The following is a 24,745-nucleotide window of genomic DNA, read 5'->3' as shown; positions in this document are numbered from 1 at the left end:
GGTGCCGATGGACCGACCAGGAGGAGAGGCAATGACGCACAGGGCGCTGATAGCGGGCATCGGCGGCAGGGATCCCCAGGTGGACCGGGAGGCGTTCGTGTCGCCCACGTCCTCGGTGATCGGGGACGTGACGCTGCACGCGGGCGCGAGCGTCTGGTACGGCGCGGTCGTGCGCGGCGACGTCGAACGGATCACCGTCGGGGCGAACAGCAATGTGCAGGACAACTGCACGCTCCACGCCGACCCCGGTTTCCCGGTCTCCGTCGGCGAGCGGGTCTCCGTCGGGCACAACGCCGTGGTGCACGGCGCCACCGTCGAGGACGACTGCCTGATCGGCATGGGCGCGACGGTCCTCAACGGCGCGGTGATCGGCGCGGGTTCCCTCGTCGCCGCTCAGGCACTGGTGCCACAGGGCATGCGTGTGCCCCCGGGTTCACTCGTGGCGGGCGTGCCCGCGAAGGTCAGGCGTGAGCTGACCGCCGAGGAGCGCGAGGTGATCACCCTGAACGGAACGATGTACGCGGACCTGGCGAGGGCACACCGAGAGGTGCACGAGAAGCCCTGAGGCTCACTCGGCGGCCGGGACGGCCTCCCGCTCGGCGGCCTCCTTCTCCTGCGTGGCCTTCTTCGCCTTGCGCCTCACGACGAGCATCGAGGCGACCCCGATGACCACCGCCGCCGCGAGACCCACCCAGGAGAACTTCTTCAGCCAGGACTCGGCGACGACGCCGACGTAGTAGATGACCGCGGTGGTGCCCCCGGCCCAGACCACTCCGCCCAGCAGGTTCGCGGTCAGGAACTTCCAGTACGGCATCCGCAGCACACCGGCGAGCGGTCCGGCGAAGATCCGCAGCAGGGCGATGAAGCGGCCGAAGAACACCGCCCACATGCCCCACTTCTCGAAGGAGCGCTCGGCGGTGGCGACGTGACCCTCGCTGAAGTGCCTGGGGAACCGCTTGGCGAGCCAGGCGAGCAGCGGCCGGCCCCCCTTGCGCCCGATGGCGTAGCCGATGGAGTCGCCCACCACTGCGCCGAGGCTGGCGCAGGCGCCCAGAACAACGGGGTTGATTCCGGAGTGCTGGGAGGACAGCAGCGCGGCCGACACCAGGACGATCTCGCCGGGCAGCGGAATACCGAGACTCTCCACGCCGATGACCAGGGCCACCACGGCGTAGACCGCGACCGCGGGCACCGTGTCGAGCCATTCCTGGACGTGCAACGCCGGCTCCTCCCGTTCCACTCTGCGCGATCCGTGTCGTGTGCGACGACAGCGCGCTTCCCCCTCGGACGTACCCCGGGAAGCCTACCTGCTCGCCCCCTTCGAGCACGTCCTCGCTCACGGGGATCGGGGACGCACGGTCGGTCCCGGCGCCCGGCGCCCGATCACGCCCCGGCGCGCCAGTCACGCTCCGGATCGCCCGCGTCGCATACGCTGCGAAAACGTCCCGAATCGGGTACTCGGCAGCCCGGACGGACGGGACTGCCGCCCGGTGGCGGCTCCTCCCACAGGCCCGGACGGCGCAGCTGCCGGATGCGGAAGAGGAGTGACATGAGTTCCCCAGGCGTGCACCTACGGGAGATCACCGACGACAACCGGGAAGCCGTTCGCGACCTTCACGTGCGGCACGACCAGAAGCAGTTCGTCGCCTCCGTGTCCAAGTCGCTCAAACAGGCGGCCAAGGACCCGGAGGCCAGGCCCTGGTACCGCGCCGTGTACCGCGGCGACGAGCCGGTCGGTTTCGTGATGCTGTCGTGGAAGCCGCCGACCGGTCCGTACGCGGGGCGGCACTTCCTGTGGCGTCTGCTCATCGACAAGCGGTACCAGGGGCAGGGAATCGGCCGGGAAGCGCTCGCACAGGTCATCACCCTGGTGCGCGAGGACGGCGCCACCGAGCTGCTGACCAGCTACGAGCCCGGCGACGGCGAGCCGTGGCCCTTCTATCAGAAGTTCGGGTTCGTACCCACGGGTGAGCTCGACGACGACGAGATCGTGCTGCGGCTCGCCTTCCCCGATCGGTGAGCCCGGGCGCCATGTCCTGATCACCGCGCTTCCCGGGCCGGCACACCGCCGCGGCGCGGCTACCGATGTCGCGCCGCGCCACCCTCGGTCGTCGGCACAACCGATGCCGAGGACCGGGACCGCCCGCCGTGGAGCCGGTTCGGCAAGGCCGTCAACGGCAGTCACCGGGGCCGCCGTCGGAGGCAGCGGCCAGGCGGACGCCGCGGAGTCGTCCGGCGGAGTCGACGGTCGCCCGCAGCGACGTCACGGACGGCATCCGGTCGTCGTGGTAGGGGTAGGTGACGGTCCACGTCCCGTCCCCGCCGTCGGCGCGCTCCACCACCGGCCGCTTCCGGTCGGCGGTGGGGTAGTGCGCGGCCACGTACCGGCCTGCGGCCTGCTCGGCGGCCGCCTCGTCGTGCACGGATCCGGCGAAGCCCGGGATGGGATACCCGGCTGTCGCGTCCGATGCCTCGGGACCCACCGACACATCGATCTGGAACCGGTCACGGTCGGGCCAGCTCAGCGAGGCGATACCGCTGGGTTTCAGCTCGGCCCACACCTCTTCGTTCACGCCGTCCACGCCGCACGGCGTGTTGTCCGAGACACTGACGACCCTGAAATCGTCGCCGAGTGCCGTGCGGACCGCCTCCCCGATCACCGTCCGCTGTTCCGCGGACGCCTCCCTGCTCGGCTCGGCGTGATCGACGACCCGTACATCGACGACGGTCGCCATCACACAGGCGACGGCCGCGAATCCCACCCCGGTCGCGACCGGCAACCAGCGGCTGCGAGTGGGCCAGGGCGACAGCGGCGAACCGGCGGTGCGCAGGGACAGGACCCCGAGGCCCACGCCCACGGCGCCGCCCACGACATTGGTGATCAGGTCGCTCGTGTCGCAGTAGCGGCCGATCACGGGAAGACAGGCCTGGGCGGTCTCGATCCCGCAGGCCAGCAGGACGGACAGCAGCAGCGGGGGCATCGGCCGCCGGGCCGCACGCACCCCGAAGAAGCCGATCGGCACGAAGAGCGCGACGTTCATCCAGCCCTGGACCGTCCCGAAGGGCTCCAACAGGTCCTTGCTGATCGTGCATCGCACCACTCCCGTACCCACGGGCCTGAGCCAGAGCGTCAGGAACAGGGTGGCCGTCGTCATGGCCGCCCAGGCCCCGTAGGCCCACGGCCGTTCGGTCCGGTCACGGAGAAGGAGCGTGACGACCCCCAGCACCGACGCCGAGACAAGGGCGACGAGGAGGACGTACACGAGGTGCCCTCCGAAGACGAGAGCGAACAATGTCGTGCCTTTCGCAAACGCGAGGAGATCGGTCGACAACGCACGGAATCCGGCGCGTCGGAGATCACCATGGCGTCCACAGGTCATGGCGGTTGGCTCAACCCATGACCAAGCTGTAACGGGTGGCGGGGCGGTGTCGGATGCCCCGAGACCGCAAGAGAAACGGGCGGTCGGTCGACTGCGTACGACGGTGGATGCGCGGGCCCGTGCCCGTGATGGAGTCCTGCGCCGTGCACACCGAAGGGCCCCGCCCGGGAGTCGTCTCCCCCGGTCGGGGCCCTTCGGTGTCCTGTGCGGTCGTGTCAGCCGTTGGGGCGCAGGGTCCAGACGACCGTCATCTCCCCGGTCACCGCGCCGTCCCCGCGCCGGATCGTGATGGTGACGGGGAACTCGGGGCGGTTGCCGGCGTCGAGTTCGGCGACGATCTCGGCGGCGGGGCGGCCGAGCGTCGCGGTCGCGGTGACGGGGCCCATCGCGAGCTTCTTGTAGGCGATCTCGGCGCTCACGGCCAGCGGCACGGCACGCGACAACTGCTCACCGAAGGCGGCCAGCACGATCGCGCCGCTCGCCGACTCGCCCAGTGTGAACATCGCACCGGCGTGCGGTCCACCGACGTGGTTGTGGAACTCGCCCTGGTCCGGCAGGGCCACCACGGCCTTCTCCGGCGTGGTCTCCAGGAACTCCAGGTTGAGGGTCCTGGCCATCGGCACCGTGGCGGCGAGCATGTCGCCGATCGACGTCTGGTCTGCGCTCATGGCTGGATGTTACCCATGGGTAGCGACCTCTGGCCAGGGCCCGGACCGATCGCGTACCGGGCCTCGACGTGGATCGGCGTGCGGCCGCCGGGGCGCGGCGGGCAGACGCCCCGCGCCACCGTGCGGTCCACCGCTCGCGCCCCGCGGCTCCCGGTGTGCGTGGACGTGCTCAACTCCCCTTTTCCGGTACGGGTCTGACGACGGGCAGTGACCGAAACGTGTCACGGGCGGCACTAGGGTTGTGGCCCATGTGGCCAGGACAGCAGCCGCCCGGGGGCGAGCAGAACCCGCAGAACCAGAACCCCTACCAGCAGCCGGGGTATCAGCAGCAGAACCCGTATCAGCAGCCGGGTTATCAGCAGCCCAACCCGTACCAGCAGCCCGGCGGGCCGCAATGGGGGCCGCCCACGCCCATGGGCGCACCGCAGCCGCCGGGCGGCGGCGGCAACCGGACCAAGGTCGTCGCGATCGTGGCGGCGGCGGCCGTCGTCGTCACCGCGGGCGTCACGGCTTTCCTGGTCCTCGGAGGCGACAAGGACGACAAGGCCGGGGGCGACGACAAGCCGTCGGCAAGTACCTCGCAGAGCGCGACGCCTTCGACGTCCGCGTCCGCCAACCCGCGCGGCGGCGAGAGCGAGAAGCCGACCGTCCCGGGCTGGAAAGTCGTCGTCAACCCCAAGTGGGGCACGGCCTTCGACGTCCCGCCGGAGTGGGATGTGAAGTCGCCCGGGCTGTTGATCGGGTTCGAGGACGACAATCCCAAGGCCGAGGGAAAGCCGCTGATCACCATGTCCGCGCCGGCGTTCCTCAAGGAGAAGTGGTGCACGTCCGACGACAACAAGGACGGGCAGACCGACGACAAGGCGCTTGCCGGGACCGGGACCAAGGGCGCGAGCGGGGCCAAGTCCACCGATGAGGTGGCGGTGAACCAGGTGGCCTGGTGGGTGTACGGCGGTTACACGCAGCCGGACAAGAAGAGCATCACCTTCGACAAGAAGGCCAAGCCCTACACCACCGCGGCGGGCATACAGGGCAGCATCGCCTGGGCCCGGTCCAAGAACACGCCCCAGAAGGGCAAGTGCGCCTCCGACGGCAAGGCCGTGACGTTCGGGTTCAAGAACTCCGCCGGCGACTTCGTCGCATGGAGCCTGTACGGCGCCACGGGTGTGAAGGACGAGGTCCCGGACGCGACGATCCTGAAGATCCTGAGCACGGTACGCCTGCACGGCGACCCGACGGCGTCCTGAGCCCGCGCACCGGGTGCCGCTCGGACCGTGGCACCCGGTGGTGGTCGAGCCGCCGTCAGCCGATGGTGAAGGCCCCGTCGGGCGGTTCCGGCGACGGGACCGCGGTCTCGTCGTGCACGGGCCCGGCGTCACCCATGAAGTCCCGCAGCGCGTCGCCGTGTTCGACACGGGCAGGGAAGGCGTCCGCAGCGGTGCGGCGGGACAGCGGCGCGACGTCGAGCGCCCGGTGGGCGGCGATGAGCACGGCGTTGCCGAAGCGCCGTCCCCGCAGCACGCTCGGCTCGGCGATCAGTGCGAGTTCCTCGAAGGCCTCCGCGAACGTGGCGAGTTGGGAGCGCAGGAAGTCGAAGGGCGCGGCGTCGGCCAGGTTCGCCAGATAGACGCCGTCCGGACGCAGCACCCGTTCCGCGGCACGTGCGTACGCCACCGTCGTCAGATGGGCGGGCACGCGGGAGCCGCCGAAGACGTCCGCGATCACCATGTCGGCGCAGTCCGGTGGAGCGGCCTCCAGCCAGTCTCGGGCATCGGCCGGGTGCAGCGTGATGCCGGAGCCCGCGGGCAGGGGCAGATGCTCCACGACGAGTTCCAGCAGGGCCCGGTCGGCCTCGACGACGTCCTGCCGGGAGCCGGGCCGGGTCGCCGCCACATACCTCGGCAGGGTGAGCGCTCCCCCGCCGAGGTGCAGCACGTCGAGGGGCCGCCCCGGCGGCGTGACCGTGTCGAGCACATGCCCGAGCCGTTGTGCGTACTCGAACTCCAGATGCGTCGGCTCGTCGAGGTCGACGTACGACTGCGGCGCCCCGTCCACCGTGAGCAGCCAGGCCCGCTCCCGGTCGACGTCGGGCATCAGCTTGGCGACGCCGTGATCGACGGTGCGGGTGACGGGTACGGTCTCGCTCACCCCTCCATTGTGCCGGGATCCGTGGCCGCCGGGCACCGCGACGGCATCGCGGGGGAGTGGGGAACCGCGCCACCGTCCCACGACGGCACGCGGTTCCCCACCCGGCGGAAGCAGTCCCTCATTCCACGGCTGTCACCGTGCCCGCGCCGACCGTCCGGCCGCCCTCGCGGATCGCGAAGCCCAGGCCGGGCTCCAGCGGGACGTCCCGGCCGAGCTCCACCGCCATGGTCACGGTGTCGCCGGGCCGCGCGACGGCCGACTCACCGAGGTCGATGTCGCCGACCACGTCCGCGGTGCGGATGTAGAACTGCGGCCGGTATCCGGTCGACACCGGGGTGGTCCGGCCGCCCTCCCTCCCGGACAGCACGTACACGCGCGCCGTGAACCGCCGGCTCGGCGTGACGCTGCCGGGCGCCGCGACGATGTGCCCGCGTCGGACCGCGTCGCGCGGCACCCCCCGCAGCAGCAGGGCCACATTGTCACCGGCCTGCGCCTCGTCCATCGGCTTGCCGAAGGTTTCCAGGCCGGTGACGACGGTCTCCAGACCGGCGCCGAGCACGTCGACCCGGTCGCCGACGCGGACCGTACCGCGCTCGACGGCGCCCGTGACGACCGTGCCGCGGCCGGTGATGGTGAGCACGTTCTCCACCGGCAGCAGGAACGGCGCGTCCAGGTACCGCTCGGGCATGGGCACATAGGTGTCCACGGCGTCGAGCAGCGCCTCGATCGCACTGGTCCAACGCGGGTCCCCTTCGAGGGCCTTGAGCCCGGAGACGCGTACCACCGGTACGGAGTCGCCGGGATATCCCTGTGCGGTGAGCAGTTCGCGGACCTCGAGTTCGACGAGGTCGGTGAGCTCCTCGTCGCCGGCGTCGGCCTTGTTGAGGGCGACGACGATGTGGTCGACGCCCACCTGCCGGGCCAGCAGCACGTGTTCGGCGGTCTGCGGCATGATCCCGTCCAGCGCGGAGACGACGAGGATCGCTCCGTCCAGCTGAGCGGCCCCGGTGACCATGTTCTTCACGTAGTCGGCGTGGCCCGGCATGTCCACGTGCGCGTAGTGCCGGGTGTCGGTCTCGTACTCGACATGGGCGATGTTGATGGTGATGCCCCGCGCCGCCTCCTCCGGGGCGCGGTCGATGCGGTCGAACGGCACGAACGTGCCGGTGCCGCGGTCGGCCAGCACTTTCGTGATGGCGGCGGTCAACGTGGTCTTGCCGTGGTCCACATGGCCCATGGTGCCGATGTTCAGATGCGGTTTGGTGCGCACGTATGCCGTCTTGGGCATGGCTGTACCTCGAAGCCTTCTCAGAGTGGTGCCGAGTGACGGCCCCGGCGGCGGGAGGACCGGCCGGGACGGGGACCCCAAGAACCTGCCGACCCTCCCCCTCCGGGGTCCGCCGGACGATCCGGGGAGGGTCAGCTTCGGGCGCCGTCGACGGCGGCCACGAGGATCAGGACGGCAGCCTTCGGAGCATCCGCGGCGGCGGATGCCGTGAGGACGAAGGCGAACCGGAACATGTCGCAGATCATCGCCCAAGGCCGCGACCGGCGTCGAATGGTTTTCGCAGGCAGCCGAGTTCGACGGGTCGACGGCCGGATGAAGGCTTCCCGAACAGTGGTGCCGGGGAGACGAACCATACGGCGATCACACACATCGGTCGGTTAGGGTCGACGAATGCTCGATGCCACCACCCGCTCTGGGGGCACCGCCACGGCCTCTCCCCAGGCCGCCACTGCGCCACCCGTCGCCGCGCCCGCGGTCGTCCCACCGGCCGGATTCGCCGCCCGGTGCACCCGGGTGCTGCTCTCCCCCTGGTCACGGCTGTCCCTGTTGCTGGTGCTGCTCGCTTCCGCCGCGACCTGCATGCTGCTGTTCGAGCCGCAGCGCCTGGTGACGCACGGCTGGCCGCCGCAGTTCGGGGGCGTCGCGGCGGCCGCCGTCTTCGCGCTGGCCTACGGCCTGATCACGGTCGCGTTCGTGCCGCGTCCACTGCTCAACCTCGCGGCAGGTGCGCTGTTCGGCTCGGAACTGGGCACGGGCACGGCGCTCGTCGGCACGGTGCTCGGGGCCGCGATCGCCTTCGGGCTCGGCCGGGCGCTCGGACAGGACGCGCTGCGCCCGTTGCTGCGGGGCCGCTGGCTCAAGGCGGCGGACGGGCAGCTCAGCCGGCACGCCTTCCGCTCGATGATGGCGGCACGGCTCTTCCCCGGCCTTCCGTTCTGGGGGGTGAACTACTGCGCGGCCGTCTCGCAGATGCGGTGGACGCCCTATCTGCTCGCGACGGCGCTCGGCTCGACCCCGAACACCGCCGCGTACGTCGTCGCCGGCGCCCGTGCCAGCACGCCGACCTCGCCCGTCTTCCTGATCGCGATGGCCTTCATCGCGGTGCCCGCGCTGGCCGGCGTGGTGGTGGCCTGGCGCAAGCGCCACCACCTGCGCGGGCATTGAGGGCTCAGACCGCCTCGAGGACCATGGCGTTGGCGAGGCCGCCCGCCTCGCACATCGTCTGCAGCCCGTAGCGGGCGCCCCGTGCGCGCAGTGCGTGCACCAGGGTCGTGGTCAGACGGGTTCCGCTCGCGCCCAGCGGGTGGCCGATGGCGATGGCCCCGCCGTGCACGTTGACCTTCGCGAGGTCGGCCCCGGTCTCCTGCTGCCAGGCCAGCACGACGCTGGAGAAGGCCTCGTTCACCTCGAACAGGTCGATGTCGTCGAGGGTCAACCCCGCCTTGCGCAGCACCTTTTCGGTGGCGGGGATGACACCGGTGAGCATCAGCAGGGGGTCGGAGCCGGTCACGGCGAAGCTGTGCAGGCGGGCCAGCGGGCGCAGGCCGAGACGGGCCGCGGTCTCGCCGGACATGATGAGCACGGCCGACGCGCCGTCGTTGATGGGGCTCGCGTTGCCGGCGGTGACGTTCCACTCGATCTGCGGGAACCGCTCGGCGAAGCCGGGGTCGTAGTACGCGGGCTTGAGCCCGGCGAGGATCTCGGCGCTGCTGGAGGGCCGGATGCACTCGTCGCGGGCCAGTCCCTCCAGGGGCGCGGTCTCGGCGTCGAACAGGCCCGCTTCCCAGGCGGCCGCCGCTCTGTGGTGCGAGGAGACGGCGAAGGCGTCCATCTGCTCACGGGCGATCGACCACTTGGCGGCGATCAGTTCGGCGCTGATGCCCTGCGGGACCAGCCCGTCCGGGTACCGCTCGGCGACGCCCGGTCCGAAGGGGTCCTTGCCGGCAGGCACGTTGGACCACATCGGCACCCGGCTCATGGACTCCACACCGCAGGCCACGACGATGTCGTAGGCCCCCGAGATGACGCCCTGCGCGGCGAAGTGCACCGCCTGCTGCGACGAACCGCACTGGCGGTCCACGGTGGTCGCGGGCACCGTGTCCGGGAAGCCCGCGGACAGGACGGCGTACCGGGTGGTGTTCATGGCCTGCTCGCCGACCTGGTCGACGGTGCCCCCGATGACGTCGTCGATGAGGGCCGGAGAGACCCCGGACCGCTCGACGAGGGTGCGCAGCGTGTGCGCGAGGAGTTCAACGGGGTGGACATGGGCGAGGGCGCCGTTCGGCTTGCCCTTGCCCACCGGGGTGCGTACGGCTTCGACGATCACGGCGTCGCGCATGGTGCGGGCCTCCTTGCCCGGCGTGTGCCGGTGTGACGGTTACCGGTGAGTAGGAAATCTGGATCCACCATAACGCCGAGAGTTGGAAAAACAAACCCTTGCCTAGACTGGACTCATGGCCGTCTCCAAACACCCACGCCCCTGTTCGATCGCCGACACGCTGGCCCTCGTCGGGGAGAAGTACTCGCTGCTCGTCATGCGCGAGGTCTGCCTCGGCAACGGACGCTTCGACCAGCTCGTACGCAACATCGGCGCACCCCGGGACATCCTGGCCACACGGCTGAAGCGCCTGGTGGAGGCGGGGATCCTGACCAAGAGGATGTACAGCGAGCGCCCGCAGCGCTTCGACTACCTGCCCACGGCCGCGGGCCTCGAACTGGAGCCGGTCCTCATGACGCTCATGGCGTGGGGCGACCGCCATCTGCGCGAGGACGGCGACCGCCCCATGGTGATCGAGCACAAGTGCGGCAGCGAACTGGTTCCGGTCGTCACCTGCTCCGCCTGCGGCGAGGAGGTCCGCCACGGCGACAAGACGGCGCACCCCCAGGCACCGGGCTGGACGGTGTCCGGTCCGACCGCGGCATAGGACCGCCTACGACGTCTCCTCGTACACGTCGAGCCGACCGCACATCCCGAACTTCCCGACGGCGGACGGCCGGCGGGCCCGTACGACCGCCTCGGCAAGGTGGGAGACGTCACCTCGCTCCAGACGGTCGAGTTGTTCGCCCGTCGCCGCGGCCGCGGCCCGTGCACCCGTGGACCACCGCGCACGCCACTCGGCCAGCCGCGGGCGCACCAGCGCCACGGCTGCCAGGTGGAAGGCGGCCAGCGGCTCCGGGCCCTCCGCCTCGCGCAGCGCCCGGAAGCCCTCCAGGGCCAGATCCCGGCGGGCACGCGCGATCCGCTCGCGCTCCGCCTCGGGAGCGCCCGCCGGGATCACCGTCGCCGCCGCGTAGGCCCGCGGATCGGCCAGGTACTCCGCGGGCAGGGTGAGAACCGCGTCGCCCGCCTCCGGCAGCCCGCCGTTCTGCATGAGCACGGTGATGCGCAGCTCGTCCTCGTCGACCAGCCGGTGGACGGTTCCGGGTGTGAACCAGGCCACGGTGCCCGCTTCCAGCGGCGTGACCTCGAAGCCGGACGTCGTCAGCGTCTGTACCGCGCCACGGCCCCCGACCACGACGTACGCCTCCGAACAGGTCAGATGCAGATGGGGGGTTCCACCGCACAGGCCGTCGGCGGCGGGCCAGTCGTACACGGACAGATGCGAGACGGCCACGGCGCCCGGCAGTCCCGTGAACCCGCCGGGGCTCACCATGGGTGCTCCTCGAGGTAGTCGGCGATCTGCTCCCGCTCCCAGGCGCCGTCCGCCACCACCACGCGGTACCGCCGGCGCAGCGTGTCGCCCGGGGCCAGCTCCAGCTCCTCGTGGAAGGCCCAGGAGGGGGCGACGGCCGCGAAGGGCTCGTTGCGGACGAACCAGTGGGCGGGATGGGTGCCCCGCTCCCCCAGGTGATCGTTCTCCGGGGCGTGCACGAAGACGAGTGTGGCCCGCCGGTCGGCGCCGTCGTGTTCCCCCGAGTACGCGAGCCAGGGCGCCTGCCGCCCCATCGGCCAGGGTCCGCCGGGATCGGGCCCGGTGACCCGGCCGCCGCGAAAGGCCCGTGGCCCGCGCCAGAACAGCCCGGTGTATCCGGCCAGCTCCCGCCCCGACGTGGTCGGGCTGCCGAAGAGCAGGGCCTCGTCGCGGCGATTGGTGATCGAGGAGGTCCAGGTCAGCGCCCAGGACCGGGAGGTCGCGTCGACGTCGTGGACCTCGATGCGGCGCTCCTCCTCCGCCCACAGCGCACCGCCGTGCGGGTGCCAGGTGAGCCGTTGGGCGATGACCGCACCGCCGTCGTGCGCGGTGATCTCGTCGAAGCCGGTGTGCGCCATCGAGCCGACCAGCTCCGGCAGGGCGAGATACCCCTCTCCGTGGACATAGGTGTTGCCGCCCCACAGGTTCTGCCCGGACAGGTGCGAGGCGGTGAGCTGCAACCCCTTGTGCCAGCGGTGATCGTTGGGCCGGTAGTCGGTGACGATGTCGCCGGCGAGCGTCCGCATCGGGTGCAGATACGGCTTCGGCGCCTCCCAGGCCGCCTCGGGGGCGTAGACGTAGGCGAACAGTTCCACGCCGGTGGTGGGTTCCGTGAGCGTGATGCGATCGCCGTGCGTGTGCACGATGCGCAGTTTCACGGTCATGCGGAGACCTCCCGGCCCGGTGCCGCCGCGGACTCGCCGGTGCCCTCGGGTGCCCAGCCGGGAGCGCCTCCGTGCAGGGCCGTGTAGAAGGGGTCACCTGGACCGATGTCCCCGGCGCGCACGGTCGTGTCGGTGAACGCGGACTTGTACAGGGCGGTGATCAGCTCCAGGCTGGACCGGCCGTCCGCGCCGCTGCTGCGGGGCCGTTCACCGGCGCGCATGCTCGCGACCAGCTCACGCAGCTGCGCCAGATGGGAACTCGGCACGTCGGGGCCGAAGTCCCGCCAGCCGGCGGCCTCTTCCTCGGGCACCCCGGGCGCGGCCGTGATGCGCCAGTCGCCGTTGCGGTGCCCGTACAGATGGGTCAGCTCGACGGTGGCCCGCTCGCAGTCGATGCGGATACGGCTGGTCTCGTCGGGGCTGAGCACACTGTTCACGATCGTGGCGAGGGCGCCGTTCCGGAAGCGGACCAGCGCCGTGGAGACGTCCTCCGTCTGCACCTCGTGCACCAGCCGCCCGGCCATGGCCCGCACCTCACTCCAGGGTCCGAGCAGGTCCAGCAGGAGGTCCATCTGGTGGATCCCGTGCCCCATGGCCGGTCCCCCGCCCTCGCTCCGCCAGCGGCCGCGCCAGGGAACGGCGTAGTAGGCCGCGTCGCGGTACCAGGTGGTCTGGCAGTGCGCCACCAGCGGCCGTCCCATCGCCCGCCCGCCGAGCAGCCGTCCGACGTGCCGGGCGCCGGAGCCGAAGCGGTGCTGGAAGACGATCGCCGCGTACGGGCCGCCGTTCGCGCCTTCCTCCGCCTCGACGGCGTCGAAGTCGGCCAGCGCGGGCACCGGCGGCTTCTCGCACCACACCCAGGCACCGGCCCGCAGTGCCGCGACGGTCTGCTCGCGGTGCAGGACGGGCGGCGTGCAGACGACGACCAGATCGGGCCGCCGTTCCGCGAGCATGCGGCCGAGGTCGCGGTACGCGTGCGGGATCCCGCCCTCTGCGCAGAGCCGCCCGAGCGCGTCCGCGTCGATGTCGGCCGCGGCGACGATCTCGAGTTCGCCCTCGGCGCCGAGCCGGGCGAGCGCGGGCAGATGGGCACTCCGGGCGATACCACCGGCGCCCACGACGGCGGCCCTGATGCGCCGGCCGGCGAACGGGGACGTCGGACGGCCCGGACGCGGGTCCGGGCCGGGAACTTCGTCGGGATTCGGGTTCTTGGTGGTGTCTGGGCCGGTGGCCTCGACGGCTGGGGACGCATGGCGAGCAGTGGGCATGGACGTGATCAGCGCTCCATCGGACATGACGTCAGACGTCGGCCAACGCGTGTCGAGTTCCGAGGACTGCGGGGCGGCAAGCGCTTTCTCCCCGGTGTCACGAAAGCACCCGCCCGAAGGGGCGGTCAACACCGCGTACCGCCCCTACCCCGGGCCGGACGGAGGGCTCCGGCGCGCGCGGTGCGGCCCGAGCGCCCCAAGCGTTGGTAAAGCCCCGGTGCGGGCGCCGCCGTCGCGGGGCGCTACGCTGCGGCTCTGCGCACTCGATCGACGGTTTCGGCACGGCAGCCGGCGTTCGGTGCGCCCGCCGCCGTATCCACGATCAGCGCTTGGACCCCTTCACTTCATGTCTTGGCTTGAATCCCTCATCCTCGGGCTCGTCCAGGGGCTGACCGAGTTCCTCCCCGTCTCCTCCAGCGCCCATCTGCGGCTGACCGCGGCCTTCGCGGGCTGGGAGGACCCCGGGGCGGCCTTCACCGCGATCACTCAGATCGGCACGGAGGCCGCGGTGCTGATCTACTTCCGCAAGGACATCGCGAACATCGTCTCCGCCTGGTTCCGCTCGTTGTTCGACAAGGAGATGCGGCGGGACCACAACGCGAAGATGGGCTGGCTGGTGATCGTCGGCTCGATACCGATCGGGGTGCTCGGCGTGACGCTGAAGGACCAGATCGAGGGTCCCTTCCGCGATCTGCGGATCACGGCGACCATGCTGATCGTCATCGGCGTGGTCATCGGTGTCGCGGACCGGCTCGCGGCGCGTGACGAGACCGGCGGCAGACACCGGGCCGCTAAGCAGCGCAAGACACTCGAGAACCTCAACACCAAGGACGGCCTCGTCTACGGGCTCTGCCAGGCCATGGCGCTGATTCCCGGCGTCTCCCGCTCCGGGGCCACGATCAGTGGCGGCCTGTTCCTCGGCTACCAGCGCGAGGCGGCGGCCCGCTACTCCTTCCTGCTGGCCGTTCCGGCCGTCCTCGCCTCCGGCGCGTTCGAACTCAAGGACGCCGCGGAGTCGGGGCATGTGAGCTGGGGACCGACCCTGTTCGCGACGGTGATCGCGTTCGCCTCGGGCTACGCGGTCATCGCCTGGTTCATGAAGTTCATCTCGTCGAAGTCCTTCATGCCCTTCGTGTGGTACCGGATCGCCCTGGGCCTGGCCATCATCGCCCTGGTCACCGCGGGCGTCCTCAGCCCGCACGCGGCGGAGTCCGCGGGCTAGCGAGGGGGCGGCGGCCCGGGCTCGTGGGCCCCGTGCGATGCACGCGACGAGGCCGCGACGACGAGTTCGGCTCTGCGGCCTCGGCGTTCGGATGGGAGCATGGCGCGACGGTCACGAACACACCGAGGAGCGGCCCGCATGAGCGAGAGTGTCGACCCGTACGAGCTGAGGGCCCGCCAGCTCCGCATCCTGGCCAAGCTGCACCGCAAGCGCGCCGCCGAACTGGACAGGACCGCCGCGGCCATGCTGGCCTCACGCTCGATGCGTCGCCTTGTGGACGTGCTGACGCAGGCGGAGATCCGTGATCTGGCCGAACACCCGGACCTCGCCGAACTGAACGTGCAACTGGACGGCTTCTACGGCGACGATCCGGTGGACCCGGACGAGGGGAACACCGGGTGAGCGGCGTGACGTGGGCGGGTGGCCTTCGCCTCGCCCCCTCGCGCTATTTGCGGCCGGCCGGCCATGTGCGACGCACCGCATGACGAAGCGGCAGCCGTACGGGGGGAGGCAGGGTCGCGTTCTGCGCCCCCGCCCGGCCTCACGGCCGGGCCGTTCGACTGCCGCACGAGGGACGCTACGCCCCACCCGACGCGCCTGTCACCATCCCGAACGGGTGAGGATCGGCTCGGATGTGACGGCTGTGACACGGCCTCGTTCGGTATCCCGTCCTCGCGGAGGTGTCCGCCGAGGGCACTGCCGCCTGCCACGCGGCCGAAATCCCTTTGCCGGCAGCCGGTGGAGCGTTCGACACTGAACTCATGCTCGGCTTCGTCAGAACCGACAACAACGCCCTCGTCGCGTGTCTGGGTGACCCCCAACGCACGGTCGCGGCATACCGCGAACTGCTGCGACGCGGGACGAACGCGCTGAGTGCCGTTCGGGCCGGCCTGTACGACGAGAATCCGGCCGTCCGTGAGGGCTGCTGCCGTCTTCTCGATCATTTGGTCGACATGGAGTCCATGGACGCACTCGTCACCATGGTCGACGACCCCGACTCGCGGGTCAGGATCGCCGCGTTCCACGCCCTGGCGTGTGACCGGTGCAAGGGCGACACCTGCGCTCCGGGCGCGGACCGGGTCCTCGAACCCGCACTGCGCCACCTGGCCTCGGACCCCGACCCGCACGTCAGGGCGAGGGCCGCCGAGCTCGTCGGCAAGTTCGCCCACTTCGACGCACGCGCTGTCGCCGCACTTCATGAGTCCCGCACCGGCGACCCTGACCCCGCGGTGCGGAAGAAGGCGGGCTGGTTCGTACCCGGCGGAACCATCTACGAACGAACCCTCCCACCGGGCGTACAGAAGACGCGCCCCGGCCGGACACGGGTCATGAGGTCGAGGTGAGCAGCCGGGCCCGGTGCGCACACCGGGCCCGGGACGATCCGGTCATCACGTCACGGTTCGTTCCCCGACGCCGCGGAATCCCCCAACTCCCTTCCACAGAAGCGATCGTGACCAACCACATACTGCGCGCGTAGCCGCTCGGTAGCGCGCTGTCAGCCCTTGCCCCTAGGCTTGTCCGCATGTCCCCCGATTCCATGAGCCCTGGTTCCGCACGGTCCGCCGACGACGTGAACGAGCGGATCCGTGCGCTGTGGCTGCGGGCCGGCGGCACGCTGTCGGCTCAGGAACGTGCGGAGTACGAGCTGTTGGTCGTGGAGTGGGCGGAAGCGATGCGCGGCAAGATCATCGAGGCGGCCTGAGCACGCGCCGACCGCTCCGGCCCGACAGCTGTTCGAAGGTGATCCCGATCAGTTCATCCCCAGGGCTCGCCATGCCATAGCCCGACATGCCGTCGCGGGAGACGCCCGGAACGCGGTCCGGGCGTCGCTCCGGGCGTCACCGTCCTCCGGAAACCCTCAGCACGGCACCTGTGGTGTACGAGGACTCCGGTGACATCAGCCAGGAGATCGCCGCGGCGATCTCCTCCGCGCGGCCGGGCCGGCCCAGCGGAACGGTGGGGGCCAGACGGCTGGGACGCCCGGGATCGCCCATCGCCGCATGGATCTCGGTCTCGACGATCCCCGGCGACACAGCGTTGACGCGGATGCCGTCCGGACCCAGTTCCTTGGCGAGACCCACGGTCAGCGCGTCGACCGCGGCCTTGGACGCGGCGTAGTGCACGTACTCGCCGGGGCTGCCCAGCGTCGCCGCGGCCGAGGACACATTGACGATGACTCCGCTCTTGCGCGGGGTCATCATCCGGGCCGCGCGACGTGAACACAGCAGTACGCCGAGGACGTTGACCTCCACGACTCGGCGGAGATCGGCGGTGTCGGCGTCCGCCAGCCGACCGTGCGGGCTCGTCACGCCCGCGTTGTTCACAAGGCCCGTCACCGCTCCGAGCTCCCGGGCTGCCGTGTCGAAGAGACGGTCCACGTCGGACTCGTCGGAGGTGTCGGCCTGCACGGTGACACACCGTCCGCCGGCGGCCCGCACGGCGGTCGCGGTCCGCTCGGCCGCGGCGTCGTCCCGCACGTACGAGAGCGCCACGTCGTGTCCGTCCGACGCGAGTCGCACACAAGTCGCGGCACCGATCCCCCGGCTTCCGCCCGTGACCACGGTGACGGGACGCGTCATGGATGTCTCCTCCTGCCGAACGCACGTGGACGGATCATCCCACGGCCGCAAACCGCGGGTCAGCCCCGGTCGGGGAGCGAGGACCAACCCATCGGCAACAGCACCCCACGACCACGGAGTTCGACCCCGGACGGCGCCCCTGACAAAGCGCCAGGCGCGGACGGCGCAGTCGCGACACGCCGTCAGAGCCGCGTTTGCACCCGACCGGCGGCACGGGATCACTCCGAGGGCATATCCGATATGACAGCCAAAAGTTGCTATCAGTACTTTCGTTAGAGATCGGCTGCCCGGCCGGCGTCTCTACGAGAGAGGGAACTGACATGCCGACGCGTACCATCGCCGTGACCACCGCCGCAGTGGGCGCTGCGGTCCTTGTCACCGCCGGGATCACCTACGCCTCCACCACCGAATCCACCAAGGCCGCCCCGTCCGCAAAGCTGGCTGCCCCTGCGCCCCACAAGGCGCCCTCCCTCCGGACGGCCGTGGCTCCGCTGGAGGCCGTCCCGGCTGCAGCACCGCAAGATGGCGGCACCGCGAGCGGCGGGAACAACGGAGGGAACGGCGGGAACAACAACGGGAACAACTACGACCACGGCGGCAACGGCGGCAACGGCGGCAACAACAACGGGAACAACTACGACCACGGCGGCAACGGCGGCAACAACAACGACGACGACCACGGCGACCGTGAGGGCGGCGGGGACCGTGGCCACCACCAGAAGAGGATCGGAAGGATCTACTTCAACGAGCGGTCGTTCTCCGCCGCCATCGACGGCTGCGTCCCCGCGGCCAGCGGACTGGGCTCCACCAGCTTCAGCGTCGACAACGACAGCGACAAGATCGTCGAGGTCTACCGCGGCTTCAGCTGCGACAACGGCTCGCCGGTCGCCACCGTGGGCCCCTACGGCAGCACCTACGGCGTCGTGACCGGCAACAACGACTACTCCGGCGACGGAGGCTACGGAAGCCCCTTCGGAAGCGGCTTCGCAGGCGCCCTCTTCAACAGCGCCGTCGCGGGGAGCTTCCGCGTCGTCGACCGCCACGACTACGAGTGGTGATCACGCCCCCGGGAGCGCAGGGATCACCGGCCCGCCGGAATCGGGCCTGGCGATCACGGCGCCCCGGGCCGGCCGGACCGCCTGCCCCGCTGTCCGGGGTCAGGCGGTCCGCCATGTCCTGAACCCTCAGCACACCTCTTGGCTGCGCGTCCCCCGTCCCCAACACTGAACCGATGACCCAGCGCGTGGAACTCGCGACCGTGATGGATCGGCTGGCCCTCGACGGACTCGTCACCGAGTACGCGGTGGCCGTGGACGACGGCGACTGGACGGCGTACCGAGGGCTGTTCACGGCGGACGGGCGGGCCGACTACCGGTCGGCCGGCGGCATCGAGGGGGAAGCGGGGCGGGTCGCCGACTGGCTGGAGGGGACGTTGCGTCTGTTCCCGATGCGCCAGCACCTGATCGTGAACCGGCGGGTCCGGTTCGGCGCCCTGGCGCACGACGTCGGCGACACGGCCGGGATCCGGGCCGACTACGTCAATCCCATGCGGTTCGCGACGAAGGACGGCGAGCAGACCGAGCCGGACTTCGTCTGCGGCGGCCGGTACGCCTTCGCGTTCCTGCGCACGGACGAGGGCTGGCGGCTGCGCGAAGTGGTCGTCGAGGAGAAGTGGCGTCGCATGCCGCTTCCACGCGGCCAGGAGTCCGGCACCTGACCGAGCCCGTCCCGCGCACCTCCATGCCCTCTGTCGTAGATCTTCCGCGGCGCGCACACTGGAGACATGCACCGGGGAGGGATGCGCCGTATGAGGATGCCCAGCGACTGGCTCTCCTCCCGCTTCGGGCGCGGTGCCGCCGCCGCGCTCGCGGGCGCCCTGCCCATGTTCGCCTTCCCGGCACCGTCCTGGTGGTGGTTCGCCCACGTCTGCCTGGTCCCCTGGATCCTGCTGATCCGGACGGCTCCGACCGGACGGCGCGCCCTGTACGACGGCTGGCTCGGCGGCTTCGGCTTCATGGTGGCCGTGCACCACTGGCTGTTCCCGAGCCTGAACGTGTTCACGTTCGTCATAGCCGCGCTGCTCGGCGTGCTCTGGGCGCCCTGGGGCTGGCTGGTACGGCGTTTCCTGGCCGGGGTGCCGACGGCCGGGCGGGTCGGCGCCGCCCTCGTCGTACTGCCCTCCGGCTGGCTCCTGGTGGAGCTCGTCCGCTCCTGGCAGGGGCTCGGCGGCCCCTGGGGCCTGCTCGGTTCGAGCCAGTGGCAGGTGCAGCCCGCGCTGCGGCTGGCCTCGATCGGCGGGGTGTGGCTGCTGAGCTTCCTGGTGGTGCTTGTCAATGTGGCCGTCGCCGTGCTGGTGTCGGTGCGTGCGTCACGGGTCCCCGCGGTGGCCGGTCTGGTGGCCACGGCCGTCGCGACCACGGCCGCCTGGGCCTGGTCGCCGCACCCGGACCCCGACGGGCGGATGCGGATCGCGGTCGTGCAGCCGGGGATCGTCAGCGGCGCGGACAGCGGGATGAAACGCTTCGACCGGGAGGAGCAGCTGACCCGCGCGCTTGCCGGACAGCAGCTGGACCTGGTCGTGTGGGGCGAGAGCAGCGTCGGGTTCGACCTCGCGCAGCGGCCCGATCTGGCGAACCGGATCGCGGCGCTCTCCCGGCTGGTGAACGCCGAGATCCTGGTCAATGTGGACGCACGGCGCTCCGATCAGCCGGGCATATACAAGAGCTCGGTGCCGGTCGGCTCGGACGGCCCGACCGGGCAGCGCTACGACAAGATGCGGCTCGTCCCGTTCGGCGAGTACATACCGGCACGTTCCGTACTGGGCTGGGCCACCTCCGTGGGCAGGGCGGCCGGCGAGGACCGCAGGCGCGGCACCGAGCAGGTGGTGATGGACGTCGGGCACGGGCTGCGCATCGGCCCGATGGTCTGCTTCGAGTCCGCGTTCCCCGACATGAGCCGCCATCTCGCCGAGGACGGCGCGCAGGTGCTGCTCGCCCAGTCCTCCACCTCGACGTTCCAGCACAGCTGGGCGCCGGAGCAGCACGCCTCGCTGGCCGCGCTGCGGGCCGCCGAGACCGGCCGGCCGATGGTGCACGCCACACTCACCGGTGTCTCCGCCGTCTACGGTCCGAGCGGCGCACGCGTCGGCTCCTGGCTCGGGACCGACCGCAGCGCTTCCGAGGTCTACGACGTTCCGCTCGCCCGGGGCGTCACCCCGTACGTCAGGTTCGGCGACTGGCCCGTCCACGGGGCCCTGCTGATCCTCGCCGGGATGTGCGCGGCCGAGGGCCTGCGTGCGCTCAGAGTGCGACGGGGCGCTCCTGCACCGCAGCCACCACCCGCTCGCACAGTTCGTGAGTCGCCAGTGCGTCACGGGCACTGAGCACCTTGCCCGCACGGACGGCGTCGAGGAAGGCCAGCGTGGCCTGCTCGATACCGCGCTGCCGGGCCACCGGCACCCAGTCCCCGCGCCGGCGCACGGTCGGCTGACCCTTGTGGTCCACGACCTCGGCGAGGTTGAGCACCTGCCGCTTGGAGTCCTGGCCCGATACCTCCAGTACCTCCTCGGCCGAACCGCTCAGCCGGTTCATCACACCGAGCGCGGTGAAGCCGTCGCCCGCCAGCTGCAGCACCACATGGTGCAGCAGTCCGCGCTCGACCCGGGCGCGCACCGTCACATCGTCGACCGGGCCCGGGACCAGGAACCGAAGGGTGTCGACGACGTGGATGAAGTCGTCGAGGATCATGGTCCGCGGTTCCTCGGGGAGTCCGACCCGGTTCTTCTGCATCAGGATCAGCTCTCGCGGATGTTCGGCGCACTGCACATATCCGGGAGCGTGGCGCCGGTTGAAGCCGACCGCGAGGCCGACGTCGCGGTCCTCCGCGAGCCGCACCAGCCGCTCGGAGTCGGCGAGTTCATAGGCGAGCGGCTTGTCCACGTACGTCGGCACGCCGGCCTCCAGCAGCCGCGTGACGATCTCGGCGTGGGCACCGGTGGGCGCGTGCACGAACGCGGCGTCGAGACCCTGGGCGAGCAGTCCTTCGAGGTCGGCATGCCGCTGGGCGGCCGGAAGGTGCAGTCCGTCGGCGACGCGCCGGAGCGTCGCCGGAGTGCGGGTCTGCAGATGCAGTTCGAGCCCCGGCTGCATCCCGAGCACCGGCAGATACGCCTTCTGCGCGATGTCACCGAGTCCGATGCAGCCGACCTTCACGGGGTGTCTCCTACGGGGTTGCGGACCGGTGCCTTGCCGGAAGCATACGGCTGCTGCGGCGGACGCCAGTCGGCGATGTCCTCGAAGCCCCGCAGGAGGAGCCCGGGGGCGACCCGCGACAGCGCGGCGATCGCGGCGTTGCGGACGGCGATGCCCGAACGGCTGCGGGTCAGACCCACGCCGGCGGCCCTGACCGCCTTGCGGGCGACCGCCGTCGTACGGGGCAGCCGGGCGGCGGTGTAGGCGGCGAGGTCCTCGCCGTGGTGGGCGAGCACGATGGCGTCCTCGACGGCCTGGTTCCCGCCCTGGCCGAGCTGGGGCGGCATGGCGTGGGCCGCGTCCCCGAGCAGCGCGACCCGGCCCGAGTGGAACGCGGGCAGCGGCTCGGCGAGGTGGTGCACGTCGTGCCGCAGGATCTGCTCGGGGCGGACCGCGGCGAGGAGGGCGGGGATCGGTTCGTGCCAGTGCCCGAACCGGCGCACGAGTTCGGCCCGCTCGTCGTCCGGCGCGTGCAGGCCGGCGGGAGAGACGGCCGCGGCGTAGGCGTACACCCTGCCGTCCTTGAGCGGCTGTGTGCCCCAGAAACGGCCCGGGCCCCATGTCTCGTGGGGTGCGAACTCCACGCCGGGGGGCGCCGAGACGAGCCGCCAGGTGGTGAATCCGGTGTAGAGGGGCCCGGGGTGCTCCGGAAACAGCGCACGGCGCACGGCCGAGTGGATGCCGTCGGCGGCCACCACCAGGTCCGCCTCCAACTCGCCGTCGGAGACGGCGACGCGGGCCGGGCGTGTGGCGTCTCCCGGGTCGACGAGACTCGCGGCGGACGCCGTACGGATCGTCCCCGGCGGGAGCTGTGCCGCCAGGGTGTTCACGAGGGTGGCCCGGTGCAGCAGCACGATCGGTCCACCGAGACGCTCGGCCGCATCGGCGGCGGTGAGGCGCGAGACCCAGCGCCCGGACGGTGTGCGCAGCCCGCCGTTCCCCTGCCAGGCCGCGAGGTCGCGAAGCTCGTCCCCCAGCCCGATGACGTCGAGGGCGCGCAGGGCGTTCGGGGCCAGCGAGATCCCGGAGCCCACCGGATCCAGCGAGCCGGCCCGCTCCAGAACGGTTACCTGACGGCCGGATCGGTACAGAGCCGCCGCCGCGGTCAGCCCTCCGACACCACCACCGATGACGACGACCCGCGACGCCGGTGCCATGGCCCCTCCTCGTGCCGCACAGATGCGACTACACCTGTAGTGAGCAGATATGGCGACACTACTACAGGCGTAGTGCTACGGATAGGTTGGCGTTCATGTCCGCACGTACCGAAGGCACCTCCCGCGCCGACCTCATCGCCGACACCGCGCTCTCCCTGCTCGCCGAGCGCGGCATGCGGGGGCTGACGCACCGGGCGGTCGACGAGGAGGCGGGGCTGCCCCAGGGCTCGACCTCCAATCTGGCGCGGACCCGGCTGGCGCTGCTGGAGCTCGCGGTGCGGCGCCTCGCCGACCGGGAGGCCCGGGTACTCGCGCCGCACGAGATGCCCGCCCCCACCAGCGGGCCGGACCAGGTGGTGGACGCGCTGGCCCTGGCCGCCCACCGTGCCCTGACCCACCACCGCGCGCTGACTCTCGCCCGGTACGAACTCGCCCTCGAGGCCACCCGCCGGCCGGAGCTGCGCCGGCACTTCGACGCGGTCGGCGCCCGCTTCCGCGACCAGCTCAACGCCCTGGTCACGGCCATGGGTTCGGCCGACCCGGACCGCCACGCACTGTCGCTCGTGGCCTGGCTGGACGGGCTGATGTTCTCGTGCGTCGCGGGATCCTTCACCGCCGATGTGCCCGGCCCGGGCGAGGTGCGCGCCGGCCTGCGCGAACTGCTCGACGGCATGCTCCGCGACTGACGGCAGCCGCGGGACGGGGTGCGGTCGGCCACGGGAAGGACTGACGGCGCCGGGTCCGGCCTGTGGCACCCGGGCGGACCTGACGGCGGCCACCGAGGAGACCGGCGTCAGCCGCGATGGACGCGGACCCTCCGTAGGGGGCGGGAGATCACCCATGCGGGGCATCCTGCGCCTGTCAGCTCCCCAAACCGGCCATGACCTTGCAGAGTTGCGCGGGTGCATCGAACGACGACGACCGCCGCGCTCCTGGTCACCGTGGCCGTCTCGGCCCTGACCGGCTGTGTGACCGTCCAGCGACCGCCGGCTTCCGGACCGCCCCCCTCGCCCACGCTCCCCTCGGCACCGCGCCCCGACGGCAGCACGGACCCCCGCGTCGTCCAGGCCCCGGCCCGGGAGGCGCTGGAGATGGTCCGGCCCTCCGAGCCTCCCTCACCGTTCAGGACCGGCCCGAACCGCTCGGCCCCGCCCGCACCGGGCATCGCTCCGCCCGCCCCCCCGGCCCCACCCGCCCGCCGACCCGCAACCGCGGCGGACCGGTCAAAGGGGTCCGGTGCAGTTGCCGCCGACCGTCTCCGGGGGGCTCCCGAGGAACGCGGACGTGTGCGCGCTCGGCCGCAGATACGGAGGGTGGCGGCCCGACAGCCCCGAGGCGAGGATCTGCCGGAGCGCCTACGGGCGTTGAGCCACGCAGAGCGTCCGAGCGGGCGGGCCCCATGTCGAGGTTCTGCCGTCCCGTGGGCGCTCGCCGGCCCGAGATGCCTGGACCGACCGTCGTCCCCTTCGTACCGGTCGCGGCGGTCGCCTCAAGGGCGCCGTCTCTGGGGTCCCAGGGTGTCCCCGCCCGGGCCGTCCGGCGGGCCGGGCTCCGGAGTGCCACCCCTCGGCCACCGCTCGGCGAGCCGCAGCTCCAGACCTACGAGCGCCGCCCTGACCCCTTCGCCGTACGAGTCGTCGTCCAGGGCGCCGACCGCGCCGCGCGCCCGGCCCAGATGGACCCGGGCGGCCTCGCAGCGGCCGAGCTTGATGTAGTCGGCCGCCAGGTTCAGATGGAGCGAGGGGTAGAACGCGCGCACCGCCAGCACCCCGTCGTGACCGGCGAGGCGTTCGTCGGTGAATTCCTCGGCGGCGGACAGCGCCCGCAGGTCCCAGGCGAGCTCGTCCGCGGGATCGTCCTGAGTGTCCGCCATGTAGTGCGCCAGCGTGCAGCGGTGGAGCGGATCGCCGTCCTCGCCGATCTCCGCCCACAGACGCAGAAAACGGTCCCTGGCCTCTTCGCGGTCGCCACCGTGGTGCAGCATGACGCCCTGCCCGATCCGGGTCATGACGGCGTCCGGCGCCGCCTGCTCCTGTCGCTTCACCACGGCTTCCTCCGCGCTCGTCACCCTCCCTCACCACGACGCTAACCGCCTCGTCCGGCAATCGCGGTCAGGCGGCTCCGTACGGGCGCTGGGCCAGGACGGTGACGATGCGGCGCCCGTGGGCCGGCGGGCGGGGCCGGACCGGGCACGGCCCCGCCCCGGGCC

The 24,745-nt window shown here is 71.6% G+C and carries 26 protein-coding genes; 13 read left to right on the top strand and 13 right to left on the bottom strand.

What is annotated here, in order from left to right; all coding sequences use genetic code 11:
- The first annotated feature begins 31 nt into the window (after window positions 1–31).
- The gene (locus RCR19_RS31440) at window positions 32–565 is read left to right on the top strand and encodes a gamma carbonic anhydrase family protein (RefSeq protein WP_331268179.1); all 534 of its coding nucleotides are present in this window, start codon (window positions 32–34) and stop codon (window positions 563–565) included.
- Between the two features lie 3 nt (window positions 566–568).
- Here the strand turns inward: RCR19_RS31440 and RCR19_RS31435 are convergent, their stop codons facing one another.
- Window positions 569–1,219 carry a DedA family protein gene (locus tag RCR19_RS31435; RefSeq protein WP_331269602.1) on the bottom strand — a complete coding sequence of 217 codons (651 nt, stop codon included), beginning with the start codon at window positions 1,217–1,219 and terminating at the stop codon, window positions 569–571.
- Between the two features lie 330 nt (window positions 1,220–1,549).
- On the opposite strand from RCR19_RS31435, the gene RCR19_RS31430 reads away from it, so the two are divergent.
- Window positions 1,550–2,020 (top strand): GNAT family N-acetyltransferase, encoded by a 471-nt coding sequence (locus RCR19_RS31430; RefSeq protein WP_331268178.1) that lies wholly within the window; start codon window positions 1,550–1,552, stop codon window positions 2,018–2,020.
- 151 nt (window positions 2,021–2,171) lie between these two features.
- On the opposite strand, the gene RCR19_RS31425 is transcribed toward RCR19_RS31430, so the two are convergent.
- Both RCR19_RS31425 and RCR19_RS31420 read right to left on the bottom strand, forming a co-directional pair.
- Window positions 2,172–3,293 carry a VanZ family protein gene (locus tag RCR19_RS31425; RefSeq protein WP_331268177.1) on the bottom strand — a complete coding sequence of 374 codons (1,122 nt, stop codon included), beginning with the start codon at window positions 3,291–3,293 and terminating at the stop codon, window positions 2,172–2,174.
- 302 nt (window positions 3,294–3,595) lie between these two features.
- Window positions 3,596–4,048 (bottom strand): DUF4442 domain-containing protein, encoded by a 453-nt coding sequence (locus RCR19_RS31420; protein ID WP_331268176.1) that lies wholly within the window; start codon window positions 4,046–4,048, stop codon window positions 3,596–3,598.
- 248 nt (window positions 4,049–4,296) lie between these two features.
- Here RCR19_RS31420 and RCR19_RS31415 point away from each other — a divergent pair, with 248 nt between their 5' ends.
- Complete coding sequence (locus RCR19_RS31415; RefSeq protein ID WP_331268175.1) at window positions 4,297–5,295, top strand: hypothetical protein; 999 nt, start codon at window positions 4,297–4,299, stop codon at window positions 5,293–5,295.
- A gap of 55 nt (window positions 5,296–5,350) precedes the next feature.
- On the opposite strand, the gene RCR19_RS31410 is transcribed toward RCR19_RS31415, so the two are convergent.
- Both RCR19_RS31410 and tuf read right to left on the bottom strand, forming a co-directional pair.
- Window positions 5,351–6,196 carry a fused MFS/spermidine synthase gene (locus tag RCR19_RS31410; RefSeq protein WP_331268174.1) on the bottom strand — a complete coding sequence of 282 codons (846 nt, stop codon included), beginning with the start codon at window positions 6,194–6,196 and terminating at the stop codon, window positions 5,351–5,353.
- A 118-nt stretch (window positions 6,197–6,314) separates the two neighbouring features.
- Window positions 6,315–7,484, bottom strand: a complete 1,170-nt coding sequence (tuf, locus tag RCR19_RS31405; RefSeq protein WP_331268173.1) for an elongation factor Tu — start codon at window positions 7,482–7,484, stop codon at window positions 6,315–6,317.
- A gap of 390 nt (window positions 7,485–7,874) precedes the next feature.
- On the opposite strand from tuf, the gene RCR19_RS31400 reads away from it, so the two are divergent.
- Entirely contained in the window at window positions 7,875–8,648 is a 774-nt protein-coding gene (locus tag RCR19_RS31400; protein WP_331268172.1) for a TVP38/TMEM64 family protein, read from the top strand.
- A gap of 4 nt (window positions 8,649–8,652) precedes the next feature.
- Here the strand turns inward: RCR19_RS31400 and RCR19_RS31395 are convergent, their stop codons facing one another.
- Complete coding sequence (locus tag RCR19_RS31395; protein ID WP_331268171.1) at window positions 8,653–9,822, bottom strand: thiolase family protein; 1,170 nt, start codon at window positions 9,820–9,822, stop codon at window positions 8,653–8,655.
- A 115-nt stretch (window positions 9,823–9,937) separates the two neighbouring features.
- Between RCR19_RS31395 and RCR19_RS31390 the strand changes: the two genes are divergently transcribed.
- Entirely contained in the window at window positions 9,938–10,408 is a 471-nt protein-coding gene (locus tag RCR19_RS31390; RefSeq protein WP_331268170.1) for a helix-turn-helix domain-containing protein, read from the top strand.
- 6 nt (window positions 10,409–10,414) lie between these two features.
- Here RCR19_RS31390 and RCR19_RS31385 read toward each other — a convergent pair whose 3' ends face one another.
- The 3 genes from RCR19_RS31385 to RCR19_RS31375 are packed head-to-tail and all read right to left on the bottom strand — an operon-like array spanning window position 10,415 to window position 13,328.
- Window positions 10,415–11,137, bottom strand: a complete 723-nt coding sequence (locus RCR19_RS31385; RefSeq protein WP_331268169.1) for a cupin — start codon at window positions 11,135–11,137, stop codon at window positions 10,415–10,417.
- Window positions 11,131–12,060 carry a PmoA family protein gene (locus RCR19_RS31380; protein WP_331268168.1) on the bottom strand — a complete coding sequence of 310 codons (930 nt, stop codon included), beginning with the start codon at window positions 12,058–12,060 and terminating at the stop codon, window positions 11,131–11,133. The genes RCR19_RS31385 and RCR19_RS31380 overlap by 7 nt, the downstream gene beginning before the upstream one ends.
- Complete coding sequence (locus tag RCR19_RS31375) at window positions 12,057–13,328, bottom strand: Gfo/Idh/MocA family oxidoreductase (protein WP_331268167.1); 1,272 nt, start codon at window positions 13,326–13,328, stop codon at window positions 12,057–12,059. Before RCR19_RS31375 ends, RCR19_RS31380 begins: the two co-directional genes overlap by 4 nt.
- Before the next feature lie 346 nt (window positions 13,329–13,674).
- On the opposite strand from RCR19_RS31375, the gene RCR19_RS31370 reads away from it, so the two are divergent.
- The 4 genes from RCR19_RS31370 to RCR19_RS31355 all read left to right on the top strand — a co-directional run bounded on the left by RCR19_RS31370 (window position 13,675) and on the right by RCR19_RS31355 (window position 16,252).
- The gene (locus RCR19_RS31370; protein ID WP_331268166.1) at window positions 13,675–14,550 is read left to right on the top strand and encodes an undecaprenyl-diphosphate phosphatase; all 876 of its coding nucleotides are present in this window, start codon (window positions 13,675–13,677) and stop codon (window positions 14,548–14,550) included.
- A gap of 138 nt (window positions 14,551–14,688) precedes the next feature.
- Window positions 14,689–14,952, top strand: a complete 264-nt coding sequence (locus RCR19_RS31365) for a hypothetical protein (RefSeq protein ID WP_331268165.1) — start codon at window positions 14,689–14,691, stop codon at window positions 14,950–14,952.
- Window positions 14,953–15,311: 359 nt separating this feature from the next.
- Window positions 15,312–15,893 carry a HEAT repeat domain-containing protein gene (locus tag RCR19_RS31360; protein ID WP_331268164.1) on the top strand — a complete coding sequence of 194 codons (582 nt, stop codon included), beginning with the start codon at window positions 15,312–15,314 and terminating at the stop codon, window positions 15,891–15,893.
- 179 nt (window positions 15,894–16,072) lie between these two features.
- Window positions 16,073–16,252 (top strand): hypothetical protein, encoded by a 180-nt coding sequence (locus RCR19_RS31355; RefSeq protein ID WP_331268163.1) that lies wholly within the window; start codon window positions 16,073–16,075, stop codon window positions 16,250–16,252.
- A 136-nt stretch (window positions 16,253–16,388) separates the two neighbouring features.
- On the opposite strand, the gene RCR19_RS31350 is transcribed toward RCR19_RS31355, so the two are convergent.
- Window positions 16,389–17,129, bottom strand: a complete 741-nt coding sequence (locus RCR19_RS31350; RefSeq protein WP_331268162.1) for a glucose 1-dehydrogenase — start codon at window positions 17,127–17,129, stop codon at window positions 16,389–16,391.
- Between the two features lie 320 nt (window positions 17,130–17,449).
- Here RCR19_RS31350 and RCR19_RS31345 point away from each other — a divergent pair, with 320 nt between their 5' ends.
- The 3 genes from RCR19_RS31345 (at window position 17,450) to lnt (ending at window position 20,511) form a co-directional block, all read left to right on the top strand.
- The gene (locus RCR19_RS31345) at window positions 17,450–18,187 is read left to right on the top strand and encodes a hypothetical protein (protein ID WP_331268161.1); all 738 of its coding nucleotides are present in this window, start codon (window positions 17,450–17,452) and stop codon (window positions 18,185–18,187) included.
- Between the two features lie 173 nt (window positions 18,188–18,360).
- The gene (locus tag RCR19_RS31340; protein ID WP_331268160.1) at window positions 18,361–18,846 is read left to right on the top strand and encodes a nuclear transport factor 2 family protein; all 486 of its coding nucleotides are present in this window, start codon (window positions 18,361–18,363) and stop codon (window positions 18,844–18,846) included.
- Between the two features lie 90 nt (window positions 18,847–18,936).
- Window positions 18,937–20,511: an apolipoprotein N-acyltransferase gene (lnt, locus tag RCR19_RS31335; RefSeq protein WP_331268159.1), complete on the top strand. Its 1,575-nt coding sequence runs from the start codon at window positions 18,937–18,939 to the stop codon at window positions 20,509–20,511.
- Here the strand turns inward: lnt and RCR19_RS31330 are convergent.
- Both RCR19_RS31330 and RCR19_RS31325 read right to left on the bottom strand, forming a co-directional pair.
- Window positions 20,429–21,340 carry a Gfo/Idh/MocA family oxidoreductase gene (locus RCR19_RS31330; protein ID WP_331268158.1) on the bottom strand — a complete coding sequence of 304 codons (912 nt, stop codon included), beginning with the start codon at window positions 21,338–21,340 and terminating at the stop codon, window positions 20,429–20,431. The genes lnt and RCR19_RS31330 overlap by 83 nt on opposite strands.
- A complete protein-coding gene (locus tag RCR19_RS31325; protein ID WP_331268157.1) occupies window positions 21,337–22,536 on the bottom strand; it encodes an FAD-dependent monooxygenase in 1,200 nt (399 codons plus the stop codon). Before RCR19_RS31325 ends, RCR19_RS31330 begins: the two co-directional genes overlap by 4 nt.
- Before the next feature lie 95 nt (window positions 22,537–22,631).
- On the opposite strand from RCR19_RS31325, the gene RCR19_RS31320 reads away from it, so the two are divergent.
- Entirely contained in the window at window positions 22,632–23,222 is a 591-nt protein-coding gene (locus tag RCR19_RS31320) for a TetR family transcriptional regulator C-terminal domain-containing protein (RefSeq protein ID WP_331268156.1), read from the top strand.
- Between the two features lie 803 nt (window positions 23,223–24,025).
- Here the strand turns inward: RCR19_RS31320 and RCR19_RS31315 are convergent.
- Window positions 24,026–24,583 (bottom strand): hypothetical protein, encoded by a 558-nt coding sequence (locus RCR19_RS31315; RefSeq protein ID WP_331268155.1) that lies wholly within the window; start codon window positions 24,581–24,583, stop codon window positions 24,026–24,028.
- Window positions 24,584–24,745 lie beyond the last annotated feature (162 nt).

Source organism: Streptomyces sp. WAC07094, from assembly GCF_036320405.1.
In the GTDB taxonomy this organism is placed as follows: domain Bacteria; phylum Actinomycetota; class Actinomycetes; order Streptomycetales; family Streptomycetaceae; genus Streptomyces; species Streptomyces lannensis.
This window is presented reverse-complemented; position numbering and strand designations above follow the sequence as displayed.

Excerpts from the sequence above, each read along its gene's own strand:
- RCR19_RS31440 (WP_331268179.1), top strand. The coding sequence starts at position 32 with ATGACGCACAGGGCGCTGATAGCGGGCATCGGCGGCAGGGATCCCCAG.
- RCR19_RS31430 (WP_331268178.1), top strand. The coding sequence starts at position 1,550 with ATGAGTTCCCCAGGCGTGCACCTACGGGAGATCACCGACGACAACCGG.
- RCR19_RS31420 (WP_331268176.1), bottom strand. The coding sequence starts at position 4,048 with ATGAGCGCAGACCAGACGTCGATCGGCGACATGCTCGCCGCCACGGTG.
- RCR19_RS31415 (WP_331268175.1), top strand. The coding sequence starts at position 4,297 with ATGTGGCCAGGACAGCAGCCGCCCGGGGGCGAGCAGAACCCGCAGAAC.
- tuf (WP_331268173.1), bottom strand. The coding sequence starts at position 7,484 with ATGCCCAAGACGGCATACGTGCGCACCAAACCGCATCTGAACATCGGC.
- RCR19_RS31400 (WP_331268172.1), top strand. The coding sequence starts at position 7,875 with ATGCTCGATGCCACCACCCGCTCTGGGGGCACCGCCACGGCCTCTCCC.
- RCR19_RS31395 (WP_331268171.1), bottom strand. The coding sequence starts at position 9,822 with ATGCGCGACGCCGTGATCGTCGAAGCCGTACGCACCCCGGTGGGCAAG.
- RCR19_RS31390 (WP_331268170.1), top strand. The coding sequence starts at position 9,938 with ATGGCCGTCTCCAAACACCCACGCCCCTGTTCGATCGCCGACACGCTG.
- RCR19_RS31385 (WP_331268169.1), bottom strand. The coding sequence starts at position 11,137 with ATGGTGAGCCCCGGCGGGTTCACGGGACTGCCGGGCGCCGTGGCCGTC.
- RCR19_RS31380 (WP_331268168.1), bottom strand. The coding sequence starts at position 12,060 with ATGACCGTGAAACTGCGCATCGTGCACACGCACGGCGATCGCATCACG.
- RCR19_RS31375 (WP_331268167.1), bottom strand. The coding sequence starts at position 13,328 with ATGCCCACTGCTCGCCATGCGTCCCCAGCCGTCGAGGCCACCGGCCCA.
- RCR19_RS31370 (WP_331268166.1), top strand. The coding sequence starts at position 13,675 with ATGTCTTGGCTTGAATCCCTCATCCTCGGGCTCGTCCAGGGGCTGACC.
- RCR19_RS31365 (WP_331268165.1), top strand. The coding sequence starts at position 14,689 with ATGAGCGAGAGTGTCGACCCGTACGAGCTGAGGGCCCGCCAGCTCCGC.
- RCR19_RS31360 (WP_331268164.1), top strand. The coding sequence starts at position 15,312 with ATGCTCGGCTTCGTCAGAACCGACAACAACGCCCTCGTCGCGTGTCTG.
- RCR19_RS31355 (WP_331268163.1), top strand. The coding sequence starts at position 16,073 with ATGTCCCCCGATTCCATGAGCCCTGGTTCCGCACGGTCCGCCGACGAC.
- RCR19_RS31350 (WP_331268162.1), bottom strand. The coding sequence starts at position 17,129 with ATGACGCGTCCCGTCACCGTGGTCACGGGCGGAAGCCGGGGGATCGGT.
- RCR19_RS31345 (WP_331268161.1), top strand. The coding sequence starts at position 17,450 with ATGCCGACGCGTACCATCGCCGTGACCACCGCCGCAGTGGGCGCTGCG.
- RCR19_RS31340 (WP_331268160.1), top strand. The coding sequence starts at position 18,361 with ATGACCCAGCGCGTGGAACTCGCGACCGTGATGGATCGGCTGGCCCTC.
- lnt (WP_331268159.1), top strand. The coding sequence starts at position 18,937 with ATGAGGATGCCCAGCGACTGGCTCTCCTCCCGCTTCGGGCGCGGTGCC.
- RCR19_RS31325 (WP_331268157.1), bottom strand. The coding sequence starts at position 22,536 with ATGGCACCGGCGTCGCGGGTCGTCGTCATCGGTGGTGGTGTCGGAGGG.
- RCR19_RS31320 (WP_331268156.1), top strand. The coding sequence starts at position 22,632 with ATGTCCGCACGTACCGAAGGCACCTCCCGCGCCGACCTCATCGCCGAC.